This is a genomic window from Alteromonas lipotrueae (assembly GCF_019249215.1).
In the GTDB taxonomy this organism is placed as follows: domain Bacteria; phylum Pseudomonadota; class Gammaproteobacteria; order Enterobacterales; family Alteromonadaceae; genus Alteromonas; species Alteromonas lipotrueae.
In genome coordinates this window covers 335,077-355,916 of sequence record NZ_JAESDI010000003.1, presented here as the reverse complement: position 1 = coordinate 355,916, position 20,840 = coordinate 335,077, and the positions used below count along the sequence as shown (strand labels likewise).

The window sequence follows — 20,840 nt, the reverse complement described above, 5'->3', positions numbered from 1 at the left end:
ACTCTTCAATTAAATATATCGAATATGAATCGTCGTTGTGTGACACTCTTAATGAGTGCCCACACAGATTGTCTTGTTATAAATTGTTAAAGAACTATCGTGCAAAAATCATAATGCGAAGCATTCTGTTTTTGCGCAAGGAGGACTAACACTACATATAGTTGCTTAGACTTCCCCACCTCACCCGAACAGCCATTGCCTTTTCGATGAGCGCTTCTCTTCGAAGCGGTTGCGCATTCTACGCGCTTCGTTTTCAGTGTCAACGTTTTTCGTAAATTTCTTTCCGAATCGTTGTTAACTCCAAAGAGTTAATGAAAACTGCTTTTCCAGTGTTGCTGCCAACTCCTTGAAGCGAGGCGCGCATTCTACGCGCTTCGGTTTTCATGTCAACACTTTCAAAAAATTAATTTCAAAAGCATTTCCTTGTAAACCTTGCCAGTACTGCCTTTGAGGTTGTAGTGACTTGCTTTGCCAGTGTAAGTTATTTTACTTTCCTGTCGAAGCGGATGCGCATTCTAGAGATTTCTGAGGCAAGGTCAACCTCTTTTTAATAATTCATAAAAAAAGCGACCTAGAAGGTCGCTTTTTAGTCGTTTGGTATATTAATACAACTAACTCATCACTATTAATGACTGAAAGGCGTGTTTTTACACTTTATTAGACGACTCTTCGTCTTGCTGCCCTTCGCTACTATCAACAGTATCGGTCGCACTATTAGCATCAGCATCAAAGTCTGCATCTTCTTCTTGCTCACCTACTACGTCGTTCAATGTAACTTTATCGACGGTTCTAAATGTATTGATTGGGCCAGCAAGCGCATAAAGAGAAAACACAATAAAGAGTACTAAAGCAGGCTCTGTTGCTACCACTACAAATATAAGTAGCACAATAAGCAGCCCTACGAAAGGAACCTTCCCATGCCAATTCAATTCTTTAAATGAATTGTATTTGAAGTTACTCACCATTAGTAGGCCAGCGAAACCAGTAACTAACGCCACTACAATTCCGTAGTCTGTACCTACAGCATCATATTCAACGCCTACCCAGACTAAGCCAGCAACTACTGCTGCTGCAGCTGGGCTAGCCAAGCCTTGGAAGAAGCGTTTATCGGCAATACCAACCTGCGTATTAAATCGTGCTAAACGTAAAGCAGCACCTGCCACATAAACAAAGGCAGCTAACCAACCGAACTTACCGAGCTCAGTTAAGCCCCAGTTGTATGCCACTAACGCCGGCGCCATACCAAATGACACCATATCAGCCATTGAGTCATATTCAGCACCGAAATCGCTTTGCGTATTCGTCATACGCGCAACGCGGCCATCTAATCCATCAAAAATCATAGCAACAAATATAGCTACCGCTGCTGCTTCAAACCTTCCTGTCATCGAAGACACTACTGCAAAAAAGCCTGAAAATAGACCAGCAGTGGTTAGTAGATTGGGAAGAAGATAAATCCCTTTTCGCTTTTGTTCAGACATAAGTCCTCATATATACATAAATAACTGTGTTAATTATTTCATAGTTCATTGCTGGCGCATAGATAACATTCACCGCACCACTGAAGCACATATAAATAACTAGGTATAGGCTAATATACCTAACCACATCACCTGTTCAGTTATCATACATCTATCATGTTGAAGTTCACGAAATCTACTCTGCCTGTAAAAAGAAGAGCTAAATATCGTACGAACTACACCTTTTATATAGATAAAGAAGGTCTAGTTATAATGCGTTTGCTTAATGTATCAATACTTACCGCGGGCTTTATTGGTTTAACCCTATTGCCACTTTCCACTGCTGAAGCAGGTTCTAATAAATGGCATAATTCCGACTACTCAGGGTGCAGCTCAAATAACAGCTCATCTAACAACGATTTATGCGAATCTGCGTTAGGCGAGAATATCTATGACCTCGTTGATGATGGCGTTCAATCAGGAACAGATCCTCTCAATAGCACCATTTCGGTTAACGGGGTAAACATTTCTGTCTCCGCTTGGTCCGACACCTACGGTAAAAACGATGACCTTGTTGTAGATGCGAAGTTAGAAAAAATATCTGACTACTATGGATATGGTGTAACAAATGATGATTGGGAAACTTACTATAGCCCCGATCACGCGATAGATAATGTAAATAAAGTAAACGGAAACGTCACAGACTTCGATTTCGTTTTGTTGTCATTCGACCAAGCTGTTTCTGTAACAGGGGCAAGCTTTTCCTGGCTATACAGCAACAGCGACTCCCAAGTATCTGTCGCCGCACTTGATTCCATTTCAGGTTTAACCTCAGGCAGTCAAACCTGGAGCGATATCGTTGCTGATGCACTGACAACTGCCTCTTATGATATAGAAAATTGTGACTATGTAGAACATAGGGCAGATTTCGATATTTCAGACACTTCCCAGTATTGGTTAATCGGTGCTTATAATACCGTTTTTGAAAATATCGGAGGTTATATTGGAAATGATGCCTTTAAGCTTTCATCAGTTGGATTTTCTGTAGCAAATGAGAGTCCACCGGCCCCCTCAACTGAAGTCAGTGAGCCAACCACGTTAGGCTTATTGCTCGCAGGTGTATTTCTTGTCGCTTGGCGTAGAAAACAGCTTTGAATGGCGCCTACGTAAAAAGCGCTACTTTAGTTCAAAACTGACAGGTATTACCTGTCAGTTTTTTTTACTACTTAGCCCAAAAAGCGTAAGACTCAAAAATAAAAACCAAATAAAACAAAAACATAAAAATATGGCACAAATAATGCTTTAACTGGTTACTAATAGTAAAATTTCAGTTTAAAAGTGGAAGTATAGCCATGCAGTATTTACATAAAGCTTTAGTATCCTTAGTGGTTTTGTCAACATTAAGCGCACCTGCGTTTGCAGGCGGTAGTCGAGGCGATAGATATAGCGGCACAACTGACCCTGTTGACAGCTCTCTTGCTGAAGGCTATTACGATTTGACTGATTTTGACGAGTCTGTAGTAACTTCTGCTACTGGGGTAACTATAGGTGGTGTAAACATTACGCTTACCGGTTGGTCTGATACAGGTAATAGCTTAGATCCTGAAGACTTCGACCAAATAGTGAAAACGGCTTCGCCCTACGAAGTATCTAGCTTCTACGGCTATGGTGTTTTGAATCAGGACGGTGAAGGGTCAACTAGCCCCAACCACTCTATTGATAACTACTACTGGAATGGCGAAGACACAGCTGCCGGAATTGCATACGCTGACTTTGATTTCGTATTGTTCTCTTTCGATTCTGATGTAACACTTGATAACATTGACTTTGGCTGGGCAAACAACAATGGCACTGACCAACAAGTTTCAATTGCTGCATTAAATGATAGCCAGCTAGGGTTACTCCAAGGCGAGTCCAGCAGCTGGTCTGAAATCATTACTGGTGCGGTTTCAGGGTCATTCAATATTACTAAAACTGGGTCGTACAGCTATACTACTGGCGAGCTAGAATTAGTTAACTCAGCGAAGTATTGGTTAGTTGGCGCCTATAACACTGTGTTTGGCAGCGTAGATGGTGCTTCAATGTACAATGATGGATTTAAAATTACCTCTATTGATTTTACTGAGGGCACTCCGCCCCCCGTTGCTGAAGTTCATGAGCCTGGCGTTTTTGGCTTGATGCTAATGAGTTTTGCTATTCTTATATGGCGTAGAAAACGCACTGCGTAATAGTTTCAAAATAGAAAAAAAACACGTATCTTTAGAAGGTGGCTTTGGCCACCTTTTTTTATGGCAGTTAGCAGGATAATTTAATAATGAATTTAGGAACTGGACGTTCGCGTATTTGGCGTTCTACATTGGCCTCGGCAATATTGGCATCGGCATTTGCAGGTAGTTTTTTAAGCATCGCTCATGCTACGACTTCGGAGGATTATGAAAAAGCACTTACTGCATTTAACGCAGATAAGTATAACGAAACCTATATTCACCTGAAAAATAGCTTAAAAAAAGACCCCGAGAACTTAGCTGCCAAAATCCTAATGGGAAAAATACTTCTCATTAACGGATATTTAAATGCAGCAGAACTTGAGTTTGTAGAAGCAATAGAGATGGGAGCAGACATAAACCTGCTCGCCGAGCCCTTGGGCAATACTTGGCTCTTTCTCAATAAATACACAGACATCGTCAACTTTAATCAAACCAGTAAACTCACCAAGGAAAGCAACCGAGCTTGGCTGCAAATACGCGCCACAGCATGTATACGACTAGATGATCTAACGTGTGCCGAAACTGATTATTCACAAATACTTTCTGATACCCCTCGCTACGTTCCTGCTATTAATGGGTTGGCTTCTATTGCGCTTCAAAGAGATAATTTATCATTGGCTCGTAAACTTATTAATGACGCCGAGAATATAGAAAAAGAAAATGCCATTACTTGGCGCTTAAAAGGCCAATTGGCCTATCGCGAGGGAAATACCAAAGCGGCTACTGAATACCTGCAAACCGCACTATCATTTAACCGCGAAGATCCTATTGCACTTAGGAATCTTGTTGACCTTTATCTACAAGCTAAAGACTATGACCAAGCGAAGCTATTTGTCGATGAAATTATTGAAGATACGCCCAACGACCCTCTCGCCATTTTGTTAAATAGTTGGTTGCAAAGCCGTAATACCGAAACAGCCATCGACAATGAACAATTACTTCAGCTCAATGAGTTTATGAGTCAATTAGATCCTGAAATAATTGCCTCTCAACCTATGCTGCTGTACATAAGCGGGCTGACAAACTTTTTCAATAACAATATGGAAAAGGCAGCGAAGGACTTCACAAGCTACCTACAAAATGAACCTGATGACATTCAGGCTGTAATGATGCTGTCTCAGGTTTATCTCTCTACGCAACAAGGTAAGCAAGCCCTACTTTTGTTAGAGCGTTATCAGGATGTACTGCTGGAAAATCCTGATTCGGCACTTATTTTAGGCGATTTGTTTATAAAACAGAATAAAGCCTTTAAAGCTGAAAGGTTGTTGCAGCAACTAGAAATACGACACCCCTCGGAAAGTAAATTACAGCTTTTTAAAATTAGATTGATGGCGGCAAGAGGTAAGCAGGATAAAGCCTTGGCGATCCTCGAACAAAATTTTTCTAGGTATAAAGACAGCCCTTCTTATCTTTTCACCTACGCGTTAATGAACCTTCAAGCCTCACGTTACGACCAAGCACTTCGCAGCGCTGGCCTACTTGCAGACAAGTTCCCAGAGGATCCTGAAGTTTATAATTTACAAGCGGGGATTCTTATACGGCAGGGGCAATTAGCAGAAGCCAAGTCGAAAATTGAAAAAGCATTGGCAATTAACCCCGCGTTATTTCCTGCAAAATTCAATTTGGCTGCTACTGAAAGCAGATTGGGGAACCTAGACGTATCATCACAACTCGTTGAAGAATTGCTTACTCTATCGCCAAAGCATAACGAAACACTGCTACTTAAAGCACACAATTTGACACGTCTTGGTAGTACACAAGAAGCCAAGCAAATTTACATTGATATACTTACGCTAAACCCGCAAAACATAGCCGCCAAGGAGCGGTTAGTCGCTATTTACCAACGTGAAGGTGATAGTAAAAGCGCTCTATATCATTTAGATAGACTTATCAAAGATGAATTCGACAATCCTGATTACCTTCTCAGTAAAGCCGGATTGTTAATTGCGTTAAAAGATTATGAGAACGCGAAAAAAACGCTAAATATTGTTGAGAACTTTATACAGCAAGACGCCACTAGGTTACTTCGTTTGAGTGACCAACTATTGCTAATAAATGAAGAAGATAGAGCGCTGGCAGCAATGGAAAAGGCACAATCAGCTGCACCAGATTCTTCAATTATAGTCCTTGCTCATGTACGACTTTTATTGAAATTAGATAAAGTTAATGATGCAAACGTGTTACTGGCGTCTATCGCAACTACACAGCAGGGCAATGCCAATTATTGGTTGCTGAAAGGCAGAGCTTTGACAGCTGAAGAACGTGATGAACAAGCCCTTGAGGCTTATCGACGAGCCCTTAGACTAGATAGAGATTTCGCACCGCCGCTAATCGCTATTTACAACTACGCCCTTAATGAGCGCTATGTAGATACATTCATTGAAGAGTCAGAGGCAATTATCAAGCAAAACCCAAAAAACCTTCTGGCCAAAAGCTTACTTGCTCAATATCTCTATTTCATACGTGATTTTGACGCAGCAACAGCCCTATATAATGAGCTAGTAAAAATACCCGAAACACCAAGTCCAGCACAGGCTTACAATAGGCTAGCTATTATGGCAATGGAAATGGGAACGGATAGTGCTGAAAGCTATATCATCAAAGCCTATGAACTCGACCCCTCATCTTCGAAAATTCTTGATACGTTTGGCTGGTTAAAAGCACAACAAGGGCAATATGAAACAAGCCTCAAAATGCTACGCGACGCCTTTGCCCGAGATGCCAATGATCCTAACATTCGCTATCACCTTGGTTATACATTGGCTAAGTTAGGCAGAATTGAAGAAGCAAAAGAAGAATTAACCTTTGCGGTAAATGTGAAACGGCCTTTCTTTAAACGCACTGAAGCACAAAGCCTGCTCGATGGTCTTTAATTACGTTCGTTAACTTTTTTCACGTATAAGAAAGCCACACTCTCTATCAAGATGTGTGGCTTTGTTTTATCTACACGCTTATTACTGCGGCATAAGCTAATTAATCACTGATTTGAAATCACTAGCTTTTCGTTATCTACATCTATTCTGATAACAGAATCTGGTACCAAATCACCTGAAAGTAACTTTTGTGCGAGTGGATTTTCTATATGAACCTGAATCGCCCGTTTAAGTGGCCGCGCACCATATACAGGGTCGAAGCCAGCATCAGCGAGTTTATCCATAGCAGCCCCAGATAAATTAAGCTTGTACCCTTTTTCCACTAACCTAGCACGAAGTGCTGCTAGTTGAATTTTAGCAATAGATTTAATTTCGTCTTTGCCAAGTGGGTGGAATACCACAATGTCATCAACTCGGTTAATAAACTCAGGACGGAAATGCTGCCCTACCACCGACATCACTGACGCTTTCATTTCTTCGTACTGACTTTCTTCATGTTGCGTTTGAATAATGTCAGAACCTAAGTTGGATGTCATGATCACTACGGTGTTTTTGAAATCAACTGTGCGACCTTGCCCATCGGTTAAGCGACCGTCGTCTAATACCTGTAGCAAGATATTAAAAACATCAGGGTGTGCTTTTTCTACTTCGTCGAGCAAAATTACAGAATAAGGCTTTCTACGTACTGCTTCGGTTAAATAGCCACCTTCTTCATACCCAACATAGCCAGGGGGCGCCCCAACTAAACGAGCAACAGAGTGGCGCTCCATAAATTCCGACATATCAATGCGCACCATGGCGTCTTCGGTGTCGAACATGAAACCGGCTAGCGCTTTACATAATTCAGTTTTACCAACCCCTGTTGGGCCTAAAAACAGGAAGGAGCCAATAGGACGGTTAGGATCCGCAAGGCCAGCTCGAGAACGTCTGATTGCGTTAGATACTGCCTCAACCGCTTCCCCCTGCCCCACAACACGTTTGTGTAGTACATCTTCCATTTTAAGTAGTTTGTCACGCTCGCCTTCTAGCATTTTAGCAACAGGTATACCTGTCCAACGTGACAATACATCGGCAATTTCAACATCGGTGACTTTGTTTTTCACCAACTTAGTTTCTCGGGTTTCATTTTCAGATGCCCGCTCAAGTTTTGCTTCTAACTCGGGAATTCTGCCGTACTGAAGCTCAGACATACGATTTAAATCTGATGCCCTGCGCGCAATCTCTAAATCGAGTTTAGCTTGCTCTAGCGATGACTTAATGGTTTGCGTACCTTGCATGGCTTCTTTTTCATCAAGCCATACTTTTTCAAAGTCATTGTATTTAGTTTCAGCTTGCTCACGTTCAAGCTCAATCATTTCTAAACGTTTGTGACTGGCATCATCCGTTTCCTTGGCAAGTGCCTGCTCTTCCAGTTTCAGTTGAATAATACGGCGCTCTAATCTGTCCATATCTTCAGGTTTTGAATCTATTTGAATACGAATACTCGATGCTGCTTCATCAATCAAATCAATAGCTTTATCGGGGAGTTGTCTGTCGCTAATATAGCGATGAGACAAGCTGGCCGCCGCTACGATAGCTGGGTCGGTAATATCCACTGAATGGTGAAGTTCATACCGTTCTTTCAACCCCCTCAAAATAGCGATGGTGTCTTCTACGCTGGGTTCATCTACCAACACTTTCTGGAATCGGCGTTCAAGAGCGGCGTCTTTTTCGATATATTGGCGATACTCATCAAGGGTAGTTGCGCCCACACAGTGCAATTCACCGCGAGCTAACGCTGGTTTTAACATGTTACCCGCGTCCATAGCGCCATCGCCTTTACCTGCGCCTACCATGGTGTGTAGTTCGTCAACGAATAAAATAACCCGACCTTCTTCTTTAGCTAATTCGTTAAGCACGGCTTTAAGGCGCTCTTCGAATTCTCCGCGATATTTTGCGCCCGCCACCAATGCGCCCATATCAAGCGAAAGCACCCGCTTATTCTTAAGCCCTTCTGGTACTTCACCATTAATAATGCGTTGCGCTAACCCCTCAACAATCGCGGTTTTGCCCACACCAGGCTCGCCAATAAGAACTGGGTTGTTCTTTGTTCTGCGTTGCAAAACCTGCACTGCACGACGAATTTCATCATCGCGACCAATAACAGGGTCGAGCTTCCCTTGTTCTGCGCGCTCGGTTAAATCTGTAGTAAATTTCTCCAGCGCTTGGCGCACGTCTTCGGCATTCGGATCATTTACAGTTTGCCCGCCTCGCATAGAGTCGATAGCGTTTTCTACGTTATCTTTAGTAATGTTAAGCTGCTTTAAAATTTCGCCTAATCGACCGTTATCTTGAAAGGCTGCCAGCACGAAAATTTCAGAGGTAATGTACTCATCTTTACGCTGCTGAGCTATTTTGTCGCACAGGTTAAGCAGAATGCCACTTTGTTTACTTAGCTGTACATCACCGCCAATGCCATCAACGCTAGCGATACGGTCAACCGCTTCACTCAATGCCGAGCGCAGTGCATTCACATTTACATTTGCTTGGTCGAGTACGGGGCGTACCGAGCCGCCTTGCTGGTTCAGCAAAGCCGTCATTAAATGTACAGGTTCAATGTATTGATGGTCGCGCCCAAGCGCTAAAGATTGAGCATCCGAAATGGCAAGTTGGAACTTATTGGTGAATCTGTCTAATCGCATGGCTAAACCCTAATAATGTCAAAATACCTTATGCATTAGTTATGGGATCTTATTGAATGAGATTCAAGAGAAACGTTTAAAGTTTCGTAAACCTTTGATTTAGCGCAAACCTATTACACTTACCATTCGGCCAGTAGCTAGCTTGCCTTGATGCGTTGCTCTGCGGTGGGAATAAAACTGTTTTTCATTGCAATAGGTACATAGCTGACTATTGAAGACGGTACCAACATTTAGCGATGCTAGCTGCTGGGCAGCAATGGCGGGTAAATCCAATTGAAACTTAGTGGGTATATCACCTTGGCATATTGCTGATGGGTAATCCGCGAAGCGTTGTGCTAACGCAGCATCTACTTCATAACACTGCTGACAAATGGCTGGCCCAATCCAAGCCATTAAATCTGAAGCTTGGCGCGAAAAATGGCTCACTGTGCGGCCAATAATTGCAGACTCAAGCCCTTTCCATCCAGCATGCACGGCAGCCACTTCTTTACCTGTAATGTCACAGATAAGAATAGGTACGCAGTCAGCCGTCATTACTGCACAAAAATGCGTACTACTTGTGGTAAAAGCTGCATCGCCTTCTGTCTCGGAAGAAGGCAACGTAACAACATGATTGCCGTGAACTTGATTTAACCACGTAATAGCATTGGCATAGGGTAAACCAGCGCGATTTAATGCCACGGCTTCCTTGTCATCACCCACGTGGTCTCCGACATTACATTGGGCAAACTCCCCACGACTGGCACCTTCGCCATCATGGTCACAGCCACTGCCATCACGCGTGGTAGTGTAAGCAACCACGTTTTCAGGGCTATGCCATTGAGGTGTTATCATGTTGAGCTCCGTCGCTCTGCAGCCATTTTATTGGGTCAGACAAACCAGTTGCACTGATTAAATCATATCCTCAGGGTTTTCTTTAGAGTCTAAGCGTACTGCAGCCAATAAATCTTGCATATCTTTTGGCAGTGGCGCTTGCCATGTCATCCACTCTTCCGATTCTGGATGATACAAAGAAAGCTGAGCTGCGTGTAAAGCCTGACGCTGGAAACCCCGTAACGTGTTAACAAAATCATCAGATGCACCTTTCGGTAAGCGTGGTCTACCACTGTAGGTAGGATCGCCTAGTAACGGATGCTTAATGTGGGCCATATGCACACGAATTTGGTGGGTTCTGCCTGTTTCCAGCTTTAAGCGCAAATGCGTATAAGCACGAAACTTCTCGATAACACGAAAGTGAGTTACTGCAGGTTTACCATTTTCACGCACGGCCATGTGTGTACGCTTAGTTGCATGGCGCCCAATAGGCGTATCCACCACACCACCAGCTACCATAGTGCCCATCGCAACGGCTTCATACTCTCGGCTCATCACTCGTGTTTGCAGCTGATCTACCAGGTGGGTTTGTGCTGGTAAGGTTTTCGCTACTACCATCAGGCCTGTTGTGTCTTTATCTAAACGATGCACTATACCGGCACGAGGCACTTTATCGATGTCAGGAACATGATTAAGCAATGCGTTAAGCACAGTGCCACTTGGATTGCCCGCACCAGGATGAACCACTAAGTCAGCAGGTTTGTTAATGACTAAAATATGTTCATCTTCATAAACAATATCCAATGCAATATCTTGCGCTTGGCTAGTGACCTGCACTTCTATTTCAGCGCTAACAGTCACCACCTCATCCATTTGCATTTTATGGCGTGGTACTGTGATAACCTGTCCATCAACGGACACATTTCCGCCTTGGATCCAAGTTTTTAGCTTAGAACGTGAATATTCAGGGAACAAATCAGCTAAAACCTGATCTAACCGAAGACCAAAGTGCTCAGCCCCTGTGGTTGCTTCTAATTGTAATGTGTTGTCCGACTCTGTCATAACACCGATTATTAAGTGTAAAAAGGGTATTATAACAAGCTTTCAATCGGTACACTGCGTTGTTTGCGAATTTGTATGGTTTTTATCATCGCGAGTACGTTAGAATACGAGAACATGAGCTTAGACAGCGAAGTAATCAATACTGTTTAGCAGGAAAAAAGAACTATTATGAAATCAATTCGATTACTGGCACCTGTGTTATTAGGTGCAATGGTATCTGTCGCAGGCTGTAGTAGCTCCTCCGACGAAGAAGAAAAAGCCGTTATGGCTAATATGGGTGCGCAACAGCTATATAACAGAGCCAAAGAAAGCATGGAAGTGGGTAACTTCAGTGCTGCGGCCCAGACATTAGGCGCATTAGACTCTCGTTACCCATTTGGCCCGCTTTCGCACCAAGTGCAATTAGACCTTATCTATAGTTACTACAAATCAGGTAAGAGTGATGAGACGTTAGCCACTATCGATAGGTTTATTCGTCTTAATCCAAACCACTCAGATGTTGATTATGCCTACTATATGCGTGGCCTTACCAACATGGAGTCTGACAGTAACCTGTTTCAAGATTTAATGAACATTGATAGGACTGACCGAGATCCTTCGAAATCTCGTCAGGCTTTTGAAGATTTCAGACGCTTAATGCAGCAATACCCTGACAGCAAATATGCTGCAGACGCACGCAAGCGCATGCTTCATATTAAAGACAGGCTTGCACGATACGAAATTGCTATTGCCCGCTTCTACATGCGCAGACACGCTTATGTTGCAGCAGCTAACCGTGGCAGATATGTTATCGAGCACTTCCCTGAAAGTACACAAATTCAGCAAGCGCTTGAAATTATGGTATCTAGTTACGAGCAATTAGGATTAGATGATTTGCGTGGTAATGCCATGAAGACATTGAAGTTGAACTTCCCTGAAAGTGACTTTATTAGTTAATCATTCTAATAGCAGTAATAAAAAGCGCAGTTTAAAACAAACTGCGCTTTTTTTTGAATCTGCTTTTTAACTTTAACTGAGAAAATTTACAAAAATACTATTACGAAGGCTAGCGAAAGAAAAGATGACTAAATGGATTGAGAAGGCGCGCTATACCAGACGTAAAATGTAAGGGCTGGTCAACAATAGTAAATACTAAGCAACCTTGGGCATTATCAGAACGCGGGGTATGCGTATTTTGGCCATCCATGAAAATAAAATCGCCAGAATCGTAGTTGTTAATCCCATCACTGAATTCACCGTTTATCACCAAAGTGTATTCAGTGCCTCGGTGAGTATGTTCGGGCACACTACCACCTTTAGCCATATATATGAAATTGGCTACTCCTTGGCTACCTAAATCCACAGGTGCCTGCCATAACTTCCCTACTAAACTAGACCAGCCCCCTGTCTTCTCTATATACCGCTGAAGTGTTCGCGGGAGGACAAAGTTCCTGCCATCAAGCTCAATAGAATGGATAGCAGCCTTACTGACTTCTGTCTTACTGCTTGGCTTTCGGGAGATTTCTTTCTGATTCAAGCCGGTATCAGCTTCAACAGAAGACGGCGCTTGAGTAATTTGCGCAATCATTGCGCTGTAATCGGCTTTAAGGTCAACTTGCTTAAAACCATTATCTTGCAGTAACGAACCAGCTAGGCGCTCGGTTTCTTGTTCCACAAATCGCTGACACGTGCTGCACATATCACAATGTGCAGAGACCATCAGCGACACCGCCGGCGATAAATTTCCGTCAACGAATGAAACAAGTTGTTGAGCACTCGGGTGGAACCTAATCATTACTTTGCAACATACCTTTTAATCTTTGAAGTGCTAAGCGAGTTCTTGACTTAACAGTACCCAGTGGGATATCTAATTCATCGGCGACTTCTTGCTGAGATTTACCATCAATGTAAATAGCTTCAATAACTGCCTTTTGTTTAACCGGAAGCGATTCAAACAAATAACCGATTTGTTCTAACGTTACTTGTTCGTCAAGAGGTGCTTCGTTTAGGTCGGCAGTTTGTTCACACAATACTGGCCAAAGATCATCAGAGCATACATCTTCTTTTCGGTTTTGAAGCTTACGCAGCATATCAAAACGAATATTTCGAGCAATGGTGAAAATCCAGGTAGATGGCGAACCTTTCTCTGCGTTAAATAAATGCGCTTTTTGCCACACATTCGACATAGTGTCTTGTACTAGTTCCATGGCAAGGGCTTCGTTACCCATCTGCTTTAAAGCGTATGAACGAAGTCTTGGAGCAAAGTAATTAAAAACTCGCGCAAAAGATTTTTTACAACGCTTTTGGGCAACTTCAACTAGGTAATCTGACATCTCAACCGCGCATTCTTTCGGTTTAATCGTACTCTTACTTTGTTCTAAAGGAATTCCAACTAACATAAGGTTTCGTCCGTTTATCCGATTCGATTAATATATTTTACAAACAAACGATGAAAGAAGTTCGAAAAAATCGCCAATTCCACATTACAATTGTTTAATGGAATTTAACACTTTATCTATTAATTCGGTTTATCGAATTAATGCACACAGATAGTTAAGTAAGTTCTTGCCACCACCCTGTCTAAGAAATTGCTGCTTTTGTCCACCATCAACAGGTAGCAATTCAAGCCACCGTCTTAACACCCACATAGGGTCGTCAAACCGGGTTTCCTCATAAAGTGATGCTATCTCCGTATACTTCGCAAAAATTTCTTTCAAACGCTCATTTATAGGCGCTAATTGCTGAGGTGATATTTCGCAGTTCCAAGGCGATACAGAATGACAATGACCTGTACGTAACCCATCTGATTCAACTGCTACATCAGTTACCTCAACTAACTCTAATCCAGCAACCTTTATGCCAAGCAAGCCGTCATCGAGCAAATCGAAGTCGACAACCTTGGCGTAGGTACCAATCGGATAAATATGTTCATTACGGGATTTATCACCAGATGCGTTTAGCATACACATCACAAACCCTTTATTTTCAGCACATGCCTGCTTAACCATGCGCGTGTACCTTGGCTCGAAAATGCGTAACGCCATGCGTCCCTCTGGAAGCAAATGGGCAGATAACGGAAATAGTGGAATGGGTGTCTTACTCATAAACTCTTAACTCTTTTGGTCATAAGCAATTACGCCACTGTGAACAAATTGGATCGCTAGGGAAAAAATTTCACACTTTAGTCTAAAGGTAATGATCCGACGCGCTACATTATTTGTAGAATGAATATATTAAGAAAACATTAACCAACCCGGTTACGCTTCGAATAGTAGAACGATAATCAAAATAGCGTGTATAGTATTTGCAAACAAGCTCCCACGCAGTATTAGCAATAGTAACAACACGTTACATGGCCGTTTTATGTTTATCCAAGCAAATTAACAAAGTGAAGAAGTGATGACTGTATTAGATAGATTCTCAACGATGTACGCCGATATATGCCAAATCACCCTAGATGACTTAGCAGATATTTATGCTTCCAACGTGGCATTTGTTGACCCTATCACTACCCACCATGGCCTTAATAGCGTACAAAAGTATTTTGCAAATTTACTTGGGCAAGCCGAACGCTGTCAGTTTGACATATCAATGATAGCGCCAGTGAATAGCAACAGCATCACCCATATCGTTAACTGGACAATGAACCTCAAACTTAAGCAAAGCGACAAGTTAATTGTCGTAGACGGGAATACCCAGTTGACGGTAAAGGATGACAAGATTGTCTATCACAAAGATTACTACGATTTAGGCGAAATGGTATATGAACACATTCCTCTGTTAGGCTTCTTTGTGAAGAAAATTAAAAAGAGGTTAGCGAAGTGAAGACATTACTCATTACAGGCGCCACCTCAGGAATTGGCAAAGCATTAGCACTTCATGCGGCAGAAAAAGGCTATCAGGTTATTGCATGTGGTAGAAATCAAGAAGTGTTAGATGAACTGGCGTCGAAGCCAAACATTAAGCCGCTTCAATTTGATGTAACTTCTCTAAAAGAGGCTAAACAAGCGCTGCACAACGTAAAGTGCGACATTGCTATTTTAAATGCAGGCACCTGTGAATATGTAGATATTGATGAATTCGAGTCGGATATGTTTAGGCGGGTTTTCGAACCGAACTTTTTTGGCGTAGTTCACTGTGTAGAGGCGCTCATTCCTTCATTAAAGAAAGGGAATAAGCTAGTCATCGTAGATAGTATGGCCCGCCTACTTCCCTTTACCCGTTCTCAGGCATACGGGGCAAGTAAAGCAGCTCTTCACTATTTTACAAAAAGCTTAGAGGTTGACTTACACGACCGCGGTATAAATGTTCAAGCGGTATCACCAGGGTTTGTTGAAACACCCCTTACTGACAAAAATGACTTTGATATGCCAATGAAAATTACGGCAAATGAAGCGGCGGTTTCTATGCTTAAAGGTGTTGAGACGGGTAAGCAAACCGTTTTCTTCCCTCGCATATTTGGCTTTATACTTCGATTTATGCATATCTTACCGGTTGGATTACAAAAGAAATTATCGCTATCGATGCGAGAGAAGCAGTAGAGCACAATAACAATGACAAAAAATGTAGCGATTATTGGGACCGGCATTTCAGGCCTGACGTGTGGGTATTTGTTAAATAAAACAGCTAATATCACTGTTTATGAGTCCAATGATTACATTGGCGGGCACACCGCCACGAAAAAAATCAACGATGAGGGTATTGAACGAAATATCGATACCGGTTTCATTGTATTTAATGATTGGACCTACCCTAGATTTATAAAGCTGATGAAGCAGCTTGATGTCGCATACCAGCCTACCGAGATGAGCTTTTCTGTTACCAGTGAGAAAGCTAACATCGAGTACAATGGCAATACGATAAACAGCCTATTTGCACAGCGTCGGAATATACTACGCCCAAGGTTCTGGCGTATTGTGCGTGACATTCTGAAATTTAATAAAGCCTGCAAAGCCTTTGTCGCCGAGAAGCGAGACACTTCTTCTATGACGCTTCAAGATGTCATTAACGAGCTAAAATTAAGCGATGACTTTGCGCGCTATTATATCTTGCCCATGTGCGCCGCTATTTGGTCTGCAAGTCTTGCCCAAACTAGGCAGTTCCCACTGACTTTCTTTCTCCAGTTTTTTAACAACCACGGTTTATTGAATATAACTGACAGGCCACAGTGGTATACCATTAAAGGTGGCTCTAGCACTTATATTCCCCCGTTAACTGCCAGTTTTAAAGACAAGATAAAGCTATCATGTGGCGTTACTAATGTGAAAAAAGTAGGCCAAAAGTGGCAGGTAACTGACACATCTGGCACTCAAGCTTTATTCGATGACGTTATTTTCGCCTGTCATAGCGACCAAGCACTAGCCATGCTAGATACTCCCAGCGAAGTTCAGCAAGCGGTGTTGGGCGCTATTCGCTTCGCTGAAAATGACGTCGTTATGCACAAAGATACAAACCAACTTCCTAAGCGAAAGCTTGCATGGGCAAGTTGGAATTACCGCTTAAAAGACGATGCTGGCGAGGAAGAAAGACCGGCTTCGGTGACTTACGATATGAATATTCTTCAGCGATTAGACGCAGCTAATACCTACTGCGTCACCCTTAATAACACGGATAAAATTGATACAAGCGCGGTATTGGGTAGTTACCAATATTCGCATCCTCAATTTAGTGACGTTATGGTGAATGCACAACAGCGCCGAAGCCAGATATGTGGTGTGGATAATCTGCATTTTTGTGGCGCCTACTGGTATAACGGTTTTCATGAAGATGGTGTGCATAGCGCATTAGATGTATGTGAGCGATTTGGAGCTCACCTATGATGGATAGCGCTATTTATGAAGGAAAGGTGTATCACGAGCGCTTTTCACCTACCCAACATAAGTTCGACTATCATATTTATTTGTTCTGGATAAAGTTAAGTGAAGTCGATGCATTGCCAGCAGCCTTGAAACACTTCTCTGTTAATTCTAAAGCAAGGGTACGCTTTAAACGAGAAGACTATTTAGGTGATAGCAACAGGCCATTAGACCAAAGCGTACTAGAAAAAATGAACAGTTTAAGTGAGGATACCTTAAGCGGCGATGTGTACATGCTTGGGCAACTTCGAATGTGGGGAATGTATTTCAGCCCTGTTAATTTTTATTATTTAAAGGGTAAAGACAATGCCTTTACCCATGTATTAGCAGAAGTCAGCAATACCCCTTGGAATGAGCGGCATTATTATCTGGTCGATTTAGCCGTGCAAGCAGACACACCAAAAGCATTTCATGTATCACCGTTTAATCCCATGGACATGACTTACAAATGGCGAATAACGCAACCTAGCCAACGCCTATCATTAACGATGGACTGTGTTCGAGGCGAAAAAGAGTTCAATGCTGGAATTAATTTAACACGGCTTTCATTAGATAATGCGAATCTAAGTCGGGTTATGAAACGTATACCTAGTATGACCATTAGAACAATAATTGGCATATATTGGCAGGCGTTAAAGTTACTTATAAAGCGTACACCACTTTATAACCACCCTAAGAAAAGTCAGGAATAATAACAACATGTCTTCCGGTGAATCTGTATTTAGTACCCCGTCAGAAGCGTCTCTTTTAGACAAGGTATGTAGGCGCGCATTTTTAAAGTGTTTAGAGAAACTTCCACATGGTTCACTTACCATTATGGAAAATGGCAGCACGATCTCTTCACTGGGTAACCCCAATGACGATTTGCACGCTACGATTAATTTCAAAGACGTGAAAGCGTATCGCCAATTATTATTGGGCGGCAGTGTAGGTGCAGGTGAAGCCTACATGGATGGTCTGTGGGAAAGCGATAATGTGACGGCAGTGGTGCAAATATTTGCGCGCAATTTATCTACCCTTGACGCATGGGAAAACAAGTTCAAATGGATTTCCATGCCTATTTTAAAAATTCAGCACTTTGCCCGCCGCAATACACAAGACCAAGCCAAGAAAAATATTGAAGCCCATTACGATTTAGGTAATAAACTCTATACTCGCTTTTTAGATAATACGATGATGTATTCATCGGCGATTTATCCTGATGTGAATGCCAGTTTAGAAGAGGCGCAAAATCACAAACTTAAAACAATTTGTGACAAGCTTCAGTTAACCCAAAGTGACCACCTTTTAGAAATTGGCACTGGCTGGGGCGGTTTGGCGGTATATGCTGCCAAGCATTATGGTTGTAACGTGACCACCACAACTATCTCTGAAGAACAATATGCGTGGGCAGAGCAATGGATTGACCGCGAACTGGTATCTGACAAAGTCACCTTGCTGAAAAAAGACTATCGCCTATTAGAAGGTAAATACGACAAGCTGGTTTCAATAGAAATGATTGAAGCCGTTGGGAAAGATTACTTAGGTAACTTTTTTGAAAAGTGTTCATCGTTATTGAAAGACGATGGGCTGATGTTGCTTCAATCCATTACTATTGACGATAGACGTTACGAGAGTTACGCCAATAGTGTGGACTTCATTCAAAAATACATATTCCCCGGTGGATTCTTACCCTCGCAATATCAATTAAACTCTCATTTAAAGCGCTATAGCGACATGATGATTAGAGATCTGCATGATATCGGGTTAGATTACGCCCAAACCCTAAATCATTGGTACGAGGCCTTTATTAGCGCCAAAGAAGCGTTACTAAACGACGGTTACGATGAACGTTTCATGCGAATGTGGATTTACTATTTAAAATACTGTGAAGGCGGTTTTTTAGAAAGAACCATTAGCACTGTGCAATTGGTAATATCTAAGCCGCATCACAGGGAGGCATTGCAACGCTAGTTGCATACGAAAGACAACTTCAAACCAAAAGGGCGAATCATCTGATTCGCCCTTTTTGATTTTGTGTTCGGTTTAGTAACCTATTCATCAACCACGGATATAGGTTGGGAGGTCATGGGTTTACCTTGATTAATATTAATCTCTACCCGTCTGTTTCTTGCTCTATCGGCAGGCGTTGTCGCCTCTTCCACCATGGGGTCGGTATCAGCCTTGCCGACTACAGACATTCTGCTTTCATCGAACCCCGGCGCTGTTCGCATGGCCTCGGCTACGGCTACGGCACGCTGAGACGATAAATCCCAATTAGAACGATAGAGTTCATTAGCAATGTGTTGTCCGTCACTGTGCCCTGAGATTTCTATTTCCCCTGGAACATCTGCTAACAACACCCCAATTTTGCGTAAGATAGGCTGGAATTGAGGTTGTAAAAATGCAGAACCTGCAGAAAACGAACCGTTCTCTCTAATGCGAATAGTCAGCTGCTGACCCAAAGACTCTAACTCTACTGCGCCATCGAGAATTTGCTTTTGTAGCTGCTGCGCCACTTTTTTCATTAACTCAGCAGTTTGAGTTTGATCTGAACTTTGCGACTCCGAGGACGACTGATCAGTGGCCGTTTGCTGTGACTGCCCCCCGCGTTGCTCACCCCGTTGCTTCTGCCTACCGCCTGATGAGTCTTCATCACCCGCTTGAAACTCCAGCATCTGCTGGGTCATTTCAATTGTTTGTTGCTGAATAGTGTCGATGGGCGACGGATCTGGACGACCAGGCCTAAACTCCATAGCAATAACACTGGTGCCTTTAGGAATGTCCTTAACTTCAATTTTGTTTTGTACACCGAAGGCAAACTTCATAGAGCCCGCGATTTGCTTAAACTTCAGTACATCCATTTCTGAAAACGAAAGTAAGAGCACAAAGAAGCACATCAGTAGCGACATAAGATCCGCGAAGGTCCCCATCCATGCAGGAAGCCCCTCGGGAGGACATTTTGGGCACTCTTCTTCAGCCATTATTCATCCTCAGCGCCCGTACCGCGTTTACTTGCCGCCAAATAGTTTTTCAGTATACCTTCAATTACACGCGGGTTTTGCCCATCGGCAATCCCGACAATGCCATCGAGCACTAGCATTTGGTTAAGCTTTTCTTCTTGTGCGCGGTTACCGAGCTTTACCGCCATGGGTAGGCAAATAATGTTGGCAAGAAATGCACCATACAAGGTGGTTAATAGTGCTACCGCCATCGCCGGCCCAATCGATTTAGGATCATCCATGTTAGAAAGCATGGCCACCAGGCCAATCAGAGTTCCAATCATTCCCATCGCTGGTGCGATATCACCCATGCCTTTAAATATGGTGGCACCAAACTCGTGTCGCTCGGTGGTCATAGAGATATCTTTCGCTAAGGTTTCTCTGACCACTTCTATGTCGTGACCATCAACCAGCATGTCTACGCCTTTTTGCATAAACGGGTTTTCTATTTCAGCTTCTTCCAATGCAAGGAAACCGCCTTTACGCGCTGCATCTGCCATCTCAACAATTTTTTCGATAAGATCTTCAGGCGTATCAATTTTGAACATGAATGCTTTGCCTGCAATTTTACCTGCACCAAAGAACTGCCCTAAAGTGTATTGGGATAAAATAACGAAAAGGGTGCCACCAAATACGATCAAGATAGACGGTACGTTGATGAACATGGCAATACTGCCACCCATAACCATGGCCATTACTACAAAGCCGATGGCGCCCAACATACCTATGACGGTTGCTAAATCCACTCACTCTTCCTCATTTTTTGCAGACGCTGCATAACTATTACTCGTATTCTATCGGCATTGTATAGAATTTCTATAACAAGATTATCGCAAATTGCCTTAATTATTGTAGACATAATGACGTTA

The 20,840-nt window shown here is 42.6% G+C and carries 18 protein-coding genes; 9 read left to right on the top strand and 9 right to left on the bottom strand.

What is annotated here, in order from left to right:
• Positions 1 to 647: 647 nt before the first annotated feature.
• Positions 648 to 1,481 (bottom strand): CDP-diacylglycerol--serine O-phosphatidyltransferase, encoded by an 834-nt coding sequence (gene pssA, locus JKP82_RS04960; RefSeq protein ID WP_159532018.1) that lies wholly within the window; start codon positions 1,479 to 1,481, stop codon positions 648 to 650.
• 252 nt (positions 1,482 to 1,733) lie between these two features.
• Between pssA and xdp1 (JKP82_RS04955) the strand changes: the two genes are divergently transcribed.
• The 3 genes from xdp1 (JKP82_RS04955) to prsT all read left to right on the top strand — a co-directional run bounded on the left by xdp1 (JKP82_RS04955) (position 1,734) and on the right by prsT (position 6,600).
• Positions 1,734 to 2,615, top strand: coding sequence for an exosortase-dependent surface protein XDP1 (xdp1, locus tag JKP82_RS04955; protein WP_159532020.1), 882 nt, complete (start codon positions 1,734 to 1,736; stop codon positions 2,613 to 2,615).
• Positions 2,616 to 2,812: 197 nt separating this feature from the next.
• The gene (gene xdp1, locus JKP82_RS04950; RefSeq protein WP_159532023.1) at positions 2,813 to 3,688 is read left to right on the top strand and encodes an exosortase-dependent surface protein XDP1; all 876 of its coding nucleotides are present in this window, start codon (positions 2,813 to 2,815) and stop codon (positions 3,686 to 3,688) included.
• A gap of 86 nt (positions 3,689 to 3,774) precedes the next feature.
• Positions 3,775 to 6,600 carry an XrtA/PEP-CTERM system TPR-repeat protein PrsT gene (gene prsT / locus JKP82_RS04945; RefSeq protein ID WP_218396061.1) on the top strand — a complete coding sequence of 942 codons (2,826 nt, stop codon included), beginning with the start codon at positions 3,775 to 3,777 and terminating at the stop codon, positions 6,598 to 6,600.
• Between the two features lie 104 nt (positions 6,601 to 6,704).
• On the opposite strand, the gene clpB is transcribed toward prsT, so the two are convergent.
• The 3 genes from clpB to rluD form a co-directional block, all read right to left on the bottom strand.
• Positions 6,705 to 9,281 (bottom strand): ATP-dependent chaperone ClpB, encoded by a 2,577-nt coding sequence (gene clpB / locus JKP82_RS04940; protein ID WP_218396059.1) that lies wholly within the window; start codon positions 9,279 to 9,281, stop codon positions 6,705 to 6,707.
• Between the two features lie 99 nt (positions 9,282 to 9,380).
• Positions 9,381 to 10,115, bottom strand: coding sequence for a peptidoglycan editing factor PgeF (pgeF, locus tag JKP82_RS04935; RefSeq protein WP_218396057.1), 735 nt, complete (start codon positions 10,113 to 10,115; stop codon positions 9,381 to 9,383).
• A 57-nt stretch (positions 10,116 to 10,172) separates the two neighbouring features.
• Positions 10,173 to 11,156 (bottom strand): 23S rRNA pseudouridine(1911/1915/1917) synthase RluD, encoded by a 984-nt coding sequence (gene rluD, locus JKP82_RS04930; RefSeq protein ID WP_218396055.1) that lies wholly within the window; start codon positions 11,154 to 11,156, stop codon positions 10,173 to 10,175.
• Between the two features lie 168 nt (positions 11,157 to 11,324).
• On the opposite strand from rluD, the gene JKP82_RS04925 reads away from it, so the two are divergent.
• Positions 11,325 to 12,092 carry an outer membrane protein assembly factor BamD gene (locus JKP82_RS04925; RefSeq protein ID WP_159532033.1) on the top strand — a complete coding sequence of 256 codons (768 nt, stop codon included), beginning with the start codon at positions 11,325 to 11,327 and terminating at the stop codon, positions 12,090 to 12,092.
• A 109-nt stretch (positions 12,093 to 12,201) separates the two neighbouring features.
• On the opposite strand, the gene JKP82_RS04920 is transcribed toward JKP82_RS04925, so the two are convergent.
• The 3 genes from JKP82_RS04920 to JKP82_RS04910 all read right to left on the bottom strand — a co-directional run bounded on the left by JKP82_RS04920 (position 12,202) and on the right by JKP82_RS04910 (position 14,239).
• Positions 12,202 to 12,930 carry a ChrR family anti-sigma-E factor gene (locus JKP82_RS04920; RefSeq protein ID WP_159532035.1) on the bottom strand — a complete coding sequence of 243 codons (729 nt, stop codon included), beginning with the start codon at positions 12,928 to 12,930 and terminating at the stop codon, positions 12,202 to 12,204.
• A complete protein-coding gene (locus JKP82_RS04915) occupies positions 12,923 to 13,534 on the bottom strand; it encodes a sigma-70 family RNA polymerase sigma factor (RefSeq protein WP_159532037.1) in 612 nt (203 codons plus the stop codon). The genes JKP82_RS04920 and JKP82_RS04915 overlap by 8 nt, the downstream gene beginning before the upstream one ends.
• A 129-nt stretch (positions 13,535 to 13,663) precedes the next feature.
• Positions 13,664 to 14,239, bottom strand: coding sequence for an LON peptidase substrate-binding domain-containing protein (locus tag JKP82_RS04910; protein WP_159532039.1), 576 nt, complete (start codon positions 14,237 to 14,239; stop codon positions 13,664 to 13,666).
• Positions 14,240 to 14,534: 295 nt separating this feature from the next.
• On the opposite strand from JKP82_RS04910, the gene JKP82_RS04905 reads away from it, so the two are divergent.
• The 5 genes from JKP82_RS04905 to JKP82_RS04885 are packed head-to-tail and all read left to right on the top strand — an operon-like array spanning position 14,535 to position 18,943.
• Positions 14,535 to 14,960, top strand: a complete 426-nt coding sequence (locus JKP82_RS04905) for a nuclear transport factor 2 family protein (RefSeq protein WP_159534611.1) — start codon at positions 14,535 to 14,537, stop codon at positions 14,958 to 14,960.
• Positions 14,957 to 15,676, top strand: a complete 720-nt coding sequence (locus JKP82_RS04900) for an SDR family NAD(P)-dependent oxidoreductase (RefSeq protein ID WP_159532041.1) — start codon at positions 14,957 to 14,959, stop codon at positions 15,674 to 15,676. Before JKP82_RS04905 ends, JKP82_RS04900 begins: the two co-directional genes overlap by 4 nt.
• A 12-nt stretch (positions 15,677 to 15,688) precedes the next feature.
• Positions 15,689 to 16,954 (top strand): NAD(P)/FAD-dependent oxidoreductase, encoded by a 1,266-nt coding sequence (locus JKP82_RS04895; protein ID WP_159532043.1) that lies wholly within the window; start codon positions 15,689 to 15,691, stop codon positions 16,952 to 16,954.
• Positions 16,951 to 17,682, top strand: coding sequence for a DUF1365 domain-containing protein (locus JKP82_RS04890; protein WP_159532045.1), 732 nt, complete (start codon positions 16,951 to 16,953; stop codon positions 17,680 to 17,682). Before JKP82_RS04895 ends, JKP82_RS04890 begins: the two co-directional genes overlap by 4 nt.
• 7 nt (positions 17,683 to 17,689) lie before the next feature.
• Positions 17,690 to 18,943 (top strand): SAM-dependent methyltransferase, encoded by a 1,254-nt coding sequence (locus JKP82_RS04885; RefSeq protein WP_159532047.1) that lies wholly within the window; start codon positions 17,690 to 17,692, stop codon positions 18,941 to 18,943.
• An 80-nt stretch (positions 18,944 to 19,023) separates the two neighbouring features.
• Here JKP82_RS04885 and JKP82_RS04880 read toward each other — a convergent pair whose 3' ends face one another.
• Both JKP82_RS04880 and pomA read right to left on the bottom strand, forming a co-directional pair.
• Entirely contained in the window at positions 19,024 to 19,953 is a 930-nt protein-coding gene (locus JKP82_RS04880) for a flagellar motor protein MotB (protein ID WP_159532049.1), read from the bottom strand.
• Positions 19,953 to 20,717, bottom strand: a complete 765-nt coding sequence (gene pomA, locus JKP82_RS04875; protein ID WP_159532051.1) for a flagellar motor protein PomA — start codon at positions 20,715 to 20,717, stop codon at positions 19,953 to 19,955. Before pomA ends, JKP82_RS04880 begins: the two co-directional genes overlap by 1 nt.
• Positions 20,718 to 20,840: the final 123 nt, after the last annotated feature.

Coding starts and splice junctions, on each gene's coding strand:
- JKP82_RS04890 (WP_159532045.1), top strand. CDS start 16,951: ATGATGGATAGCGCTATTTATGAAGGAAAGGTGTATCACGAGCGCTTT.
- JKP82_RS04920 (WP_159532035.1), bottom strand. CDS start 12,930: ATGATTAGGTTCCACCCGAGTGCTCAACAACTTGTTTCATTCGTTGAC.
- JKP82_RS04895 (WP_159532043.1), top strand. CDS start 15,689: ATGACAAAAAATGTAGCGATTATTGGGACCGGCATTTCAGGCCTGACG.
- prsT (WP_218396061.1), top strand. CDS start 3,775: ATGAATTTAGGAACTGGACGTTCGCGTATTTGGCGTTCTACATTGGCC.
- JKP82_RS04910 (WP_159532039.1), bottom strand. CDS start 14,239: ATGAGTAAGACACCCATTCCACTATTTCCGTTATCTGCCCATTTGCTT.
- JKP82_RS04925 (WP_159532033.1), top strand. CDS start 11,325: ATGAAATCAATTCGATTACTGGCACCTGTGTTATTAGGTGCAATGGTA.
- JKP82_RS04885 (WP_159532047.1), top strand. CDS start 17,690: ATGTCTTCCGGTGAATCTGTATTTAGTACCCCGTCAGAAGCGTCTCTT.
- xdp1 (WP_159532023.1), top strand. CDS start 2,813: ATGCAGTATTTACATAAAGCTTTAGTATCCTTAGTGGTTTTGTCAACA.
- JKP82_RS04915 (WP_159532037.1), bottom strand. CDS start 13,534: ATGTTAGTTGGAATTCCTTTAGAACAAAGTAAGAGTACGATTAAACCG.
- pgeF (WP_218396057.1), bottom strand. CDS start 10,115: ATGATAACACCTCAATGGCATAGCCCTGAAAACGTGGTTGCTTACACT.
- JKP82_RS04905 (WP_159534611.1), top strand. CDS start 14,535: ATGACTGTATTAGATAGATTCTCAACGATGTACGCCGATATATGCCAA.
- JKP82_RS04880 (WP_159532049.1), bottom strand. CDS start 19,953: ATGGCTGAAGAAGAGTGCCCAAAATGTCCTCCCGAGGGGCTTCCTGCA.
- pssA (WP_159532018.1), bottom strand. CDS start 1,481: ATGTCTGAACAAAAGCGAAAAGGGATTTATCTTCTTCCCAATCTACTA.
- rluD (WP_218396055.1), bottom strand. CDS start 11,156: ATGACAGAGTCGGACAACACATTACAATTAGAAGCAACCACAGGGGCT.
- xdp1 (WP_159532020.1), top strand. CDS start 1,734: ATGCGTTTGCTTAATGTATCAATACTTACCGCGGGCTTTATTGGTTTA.
- clpB (WP_218396059.1), bottom strand. CDS start 9,281: ATGCGATTAGACAGATTCACCAATAAGTTCCAACTTGCCATTTCGGAT.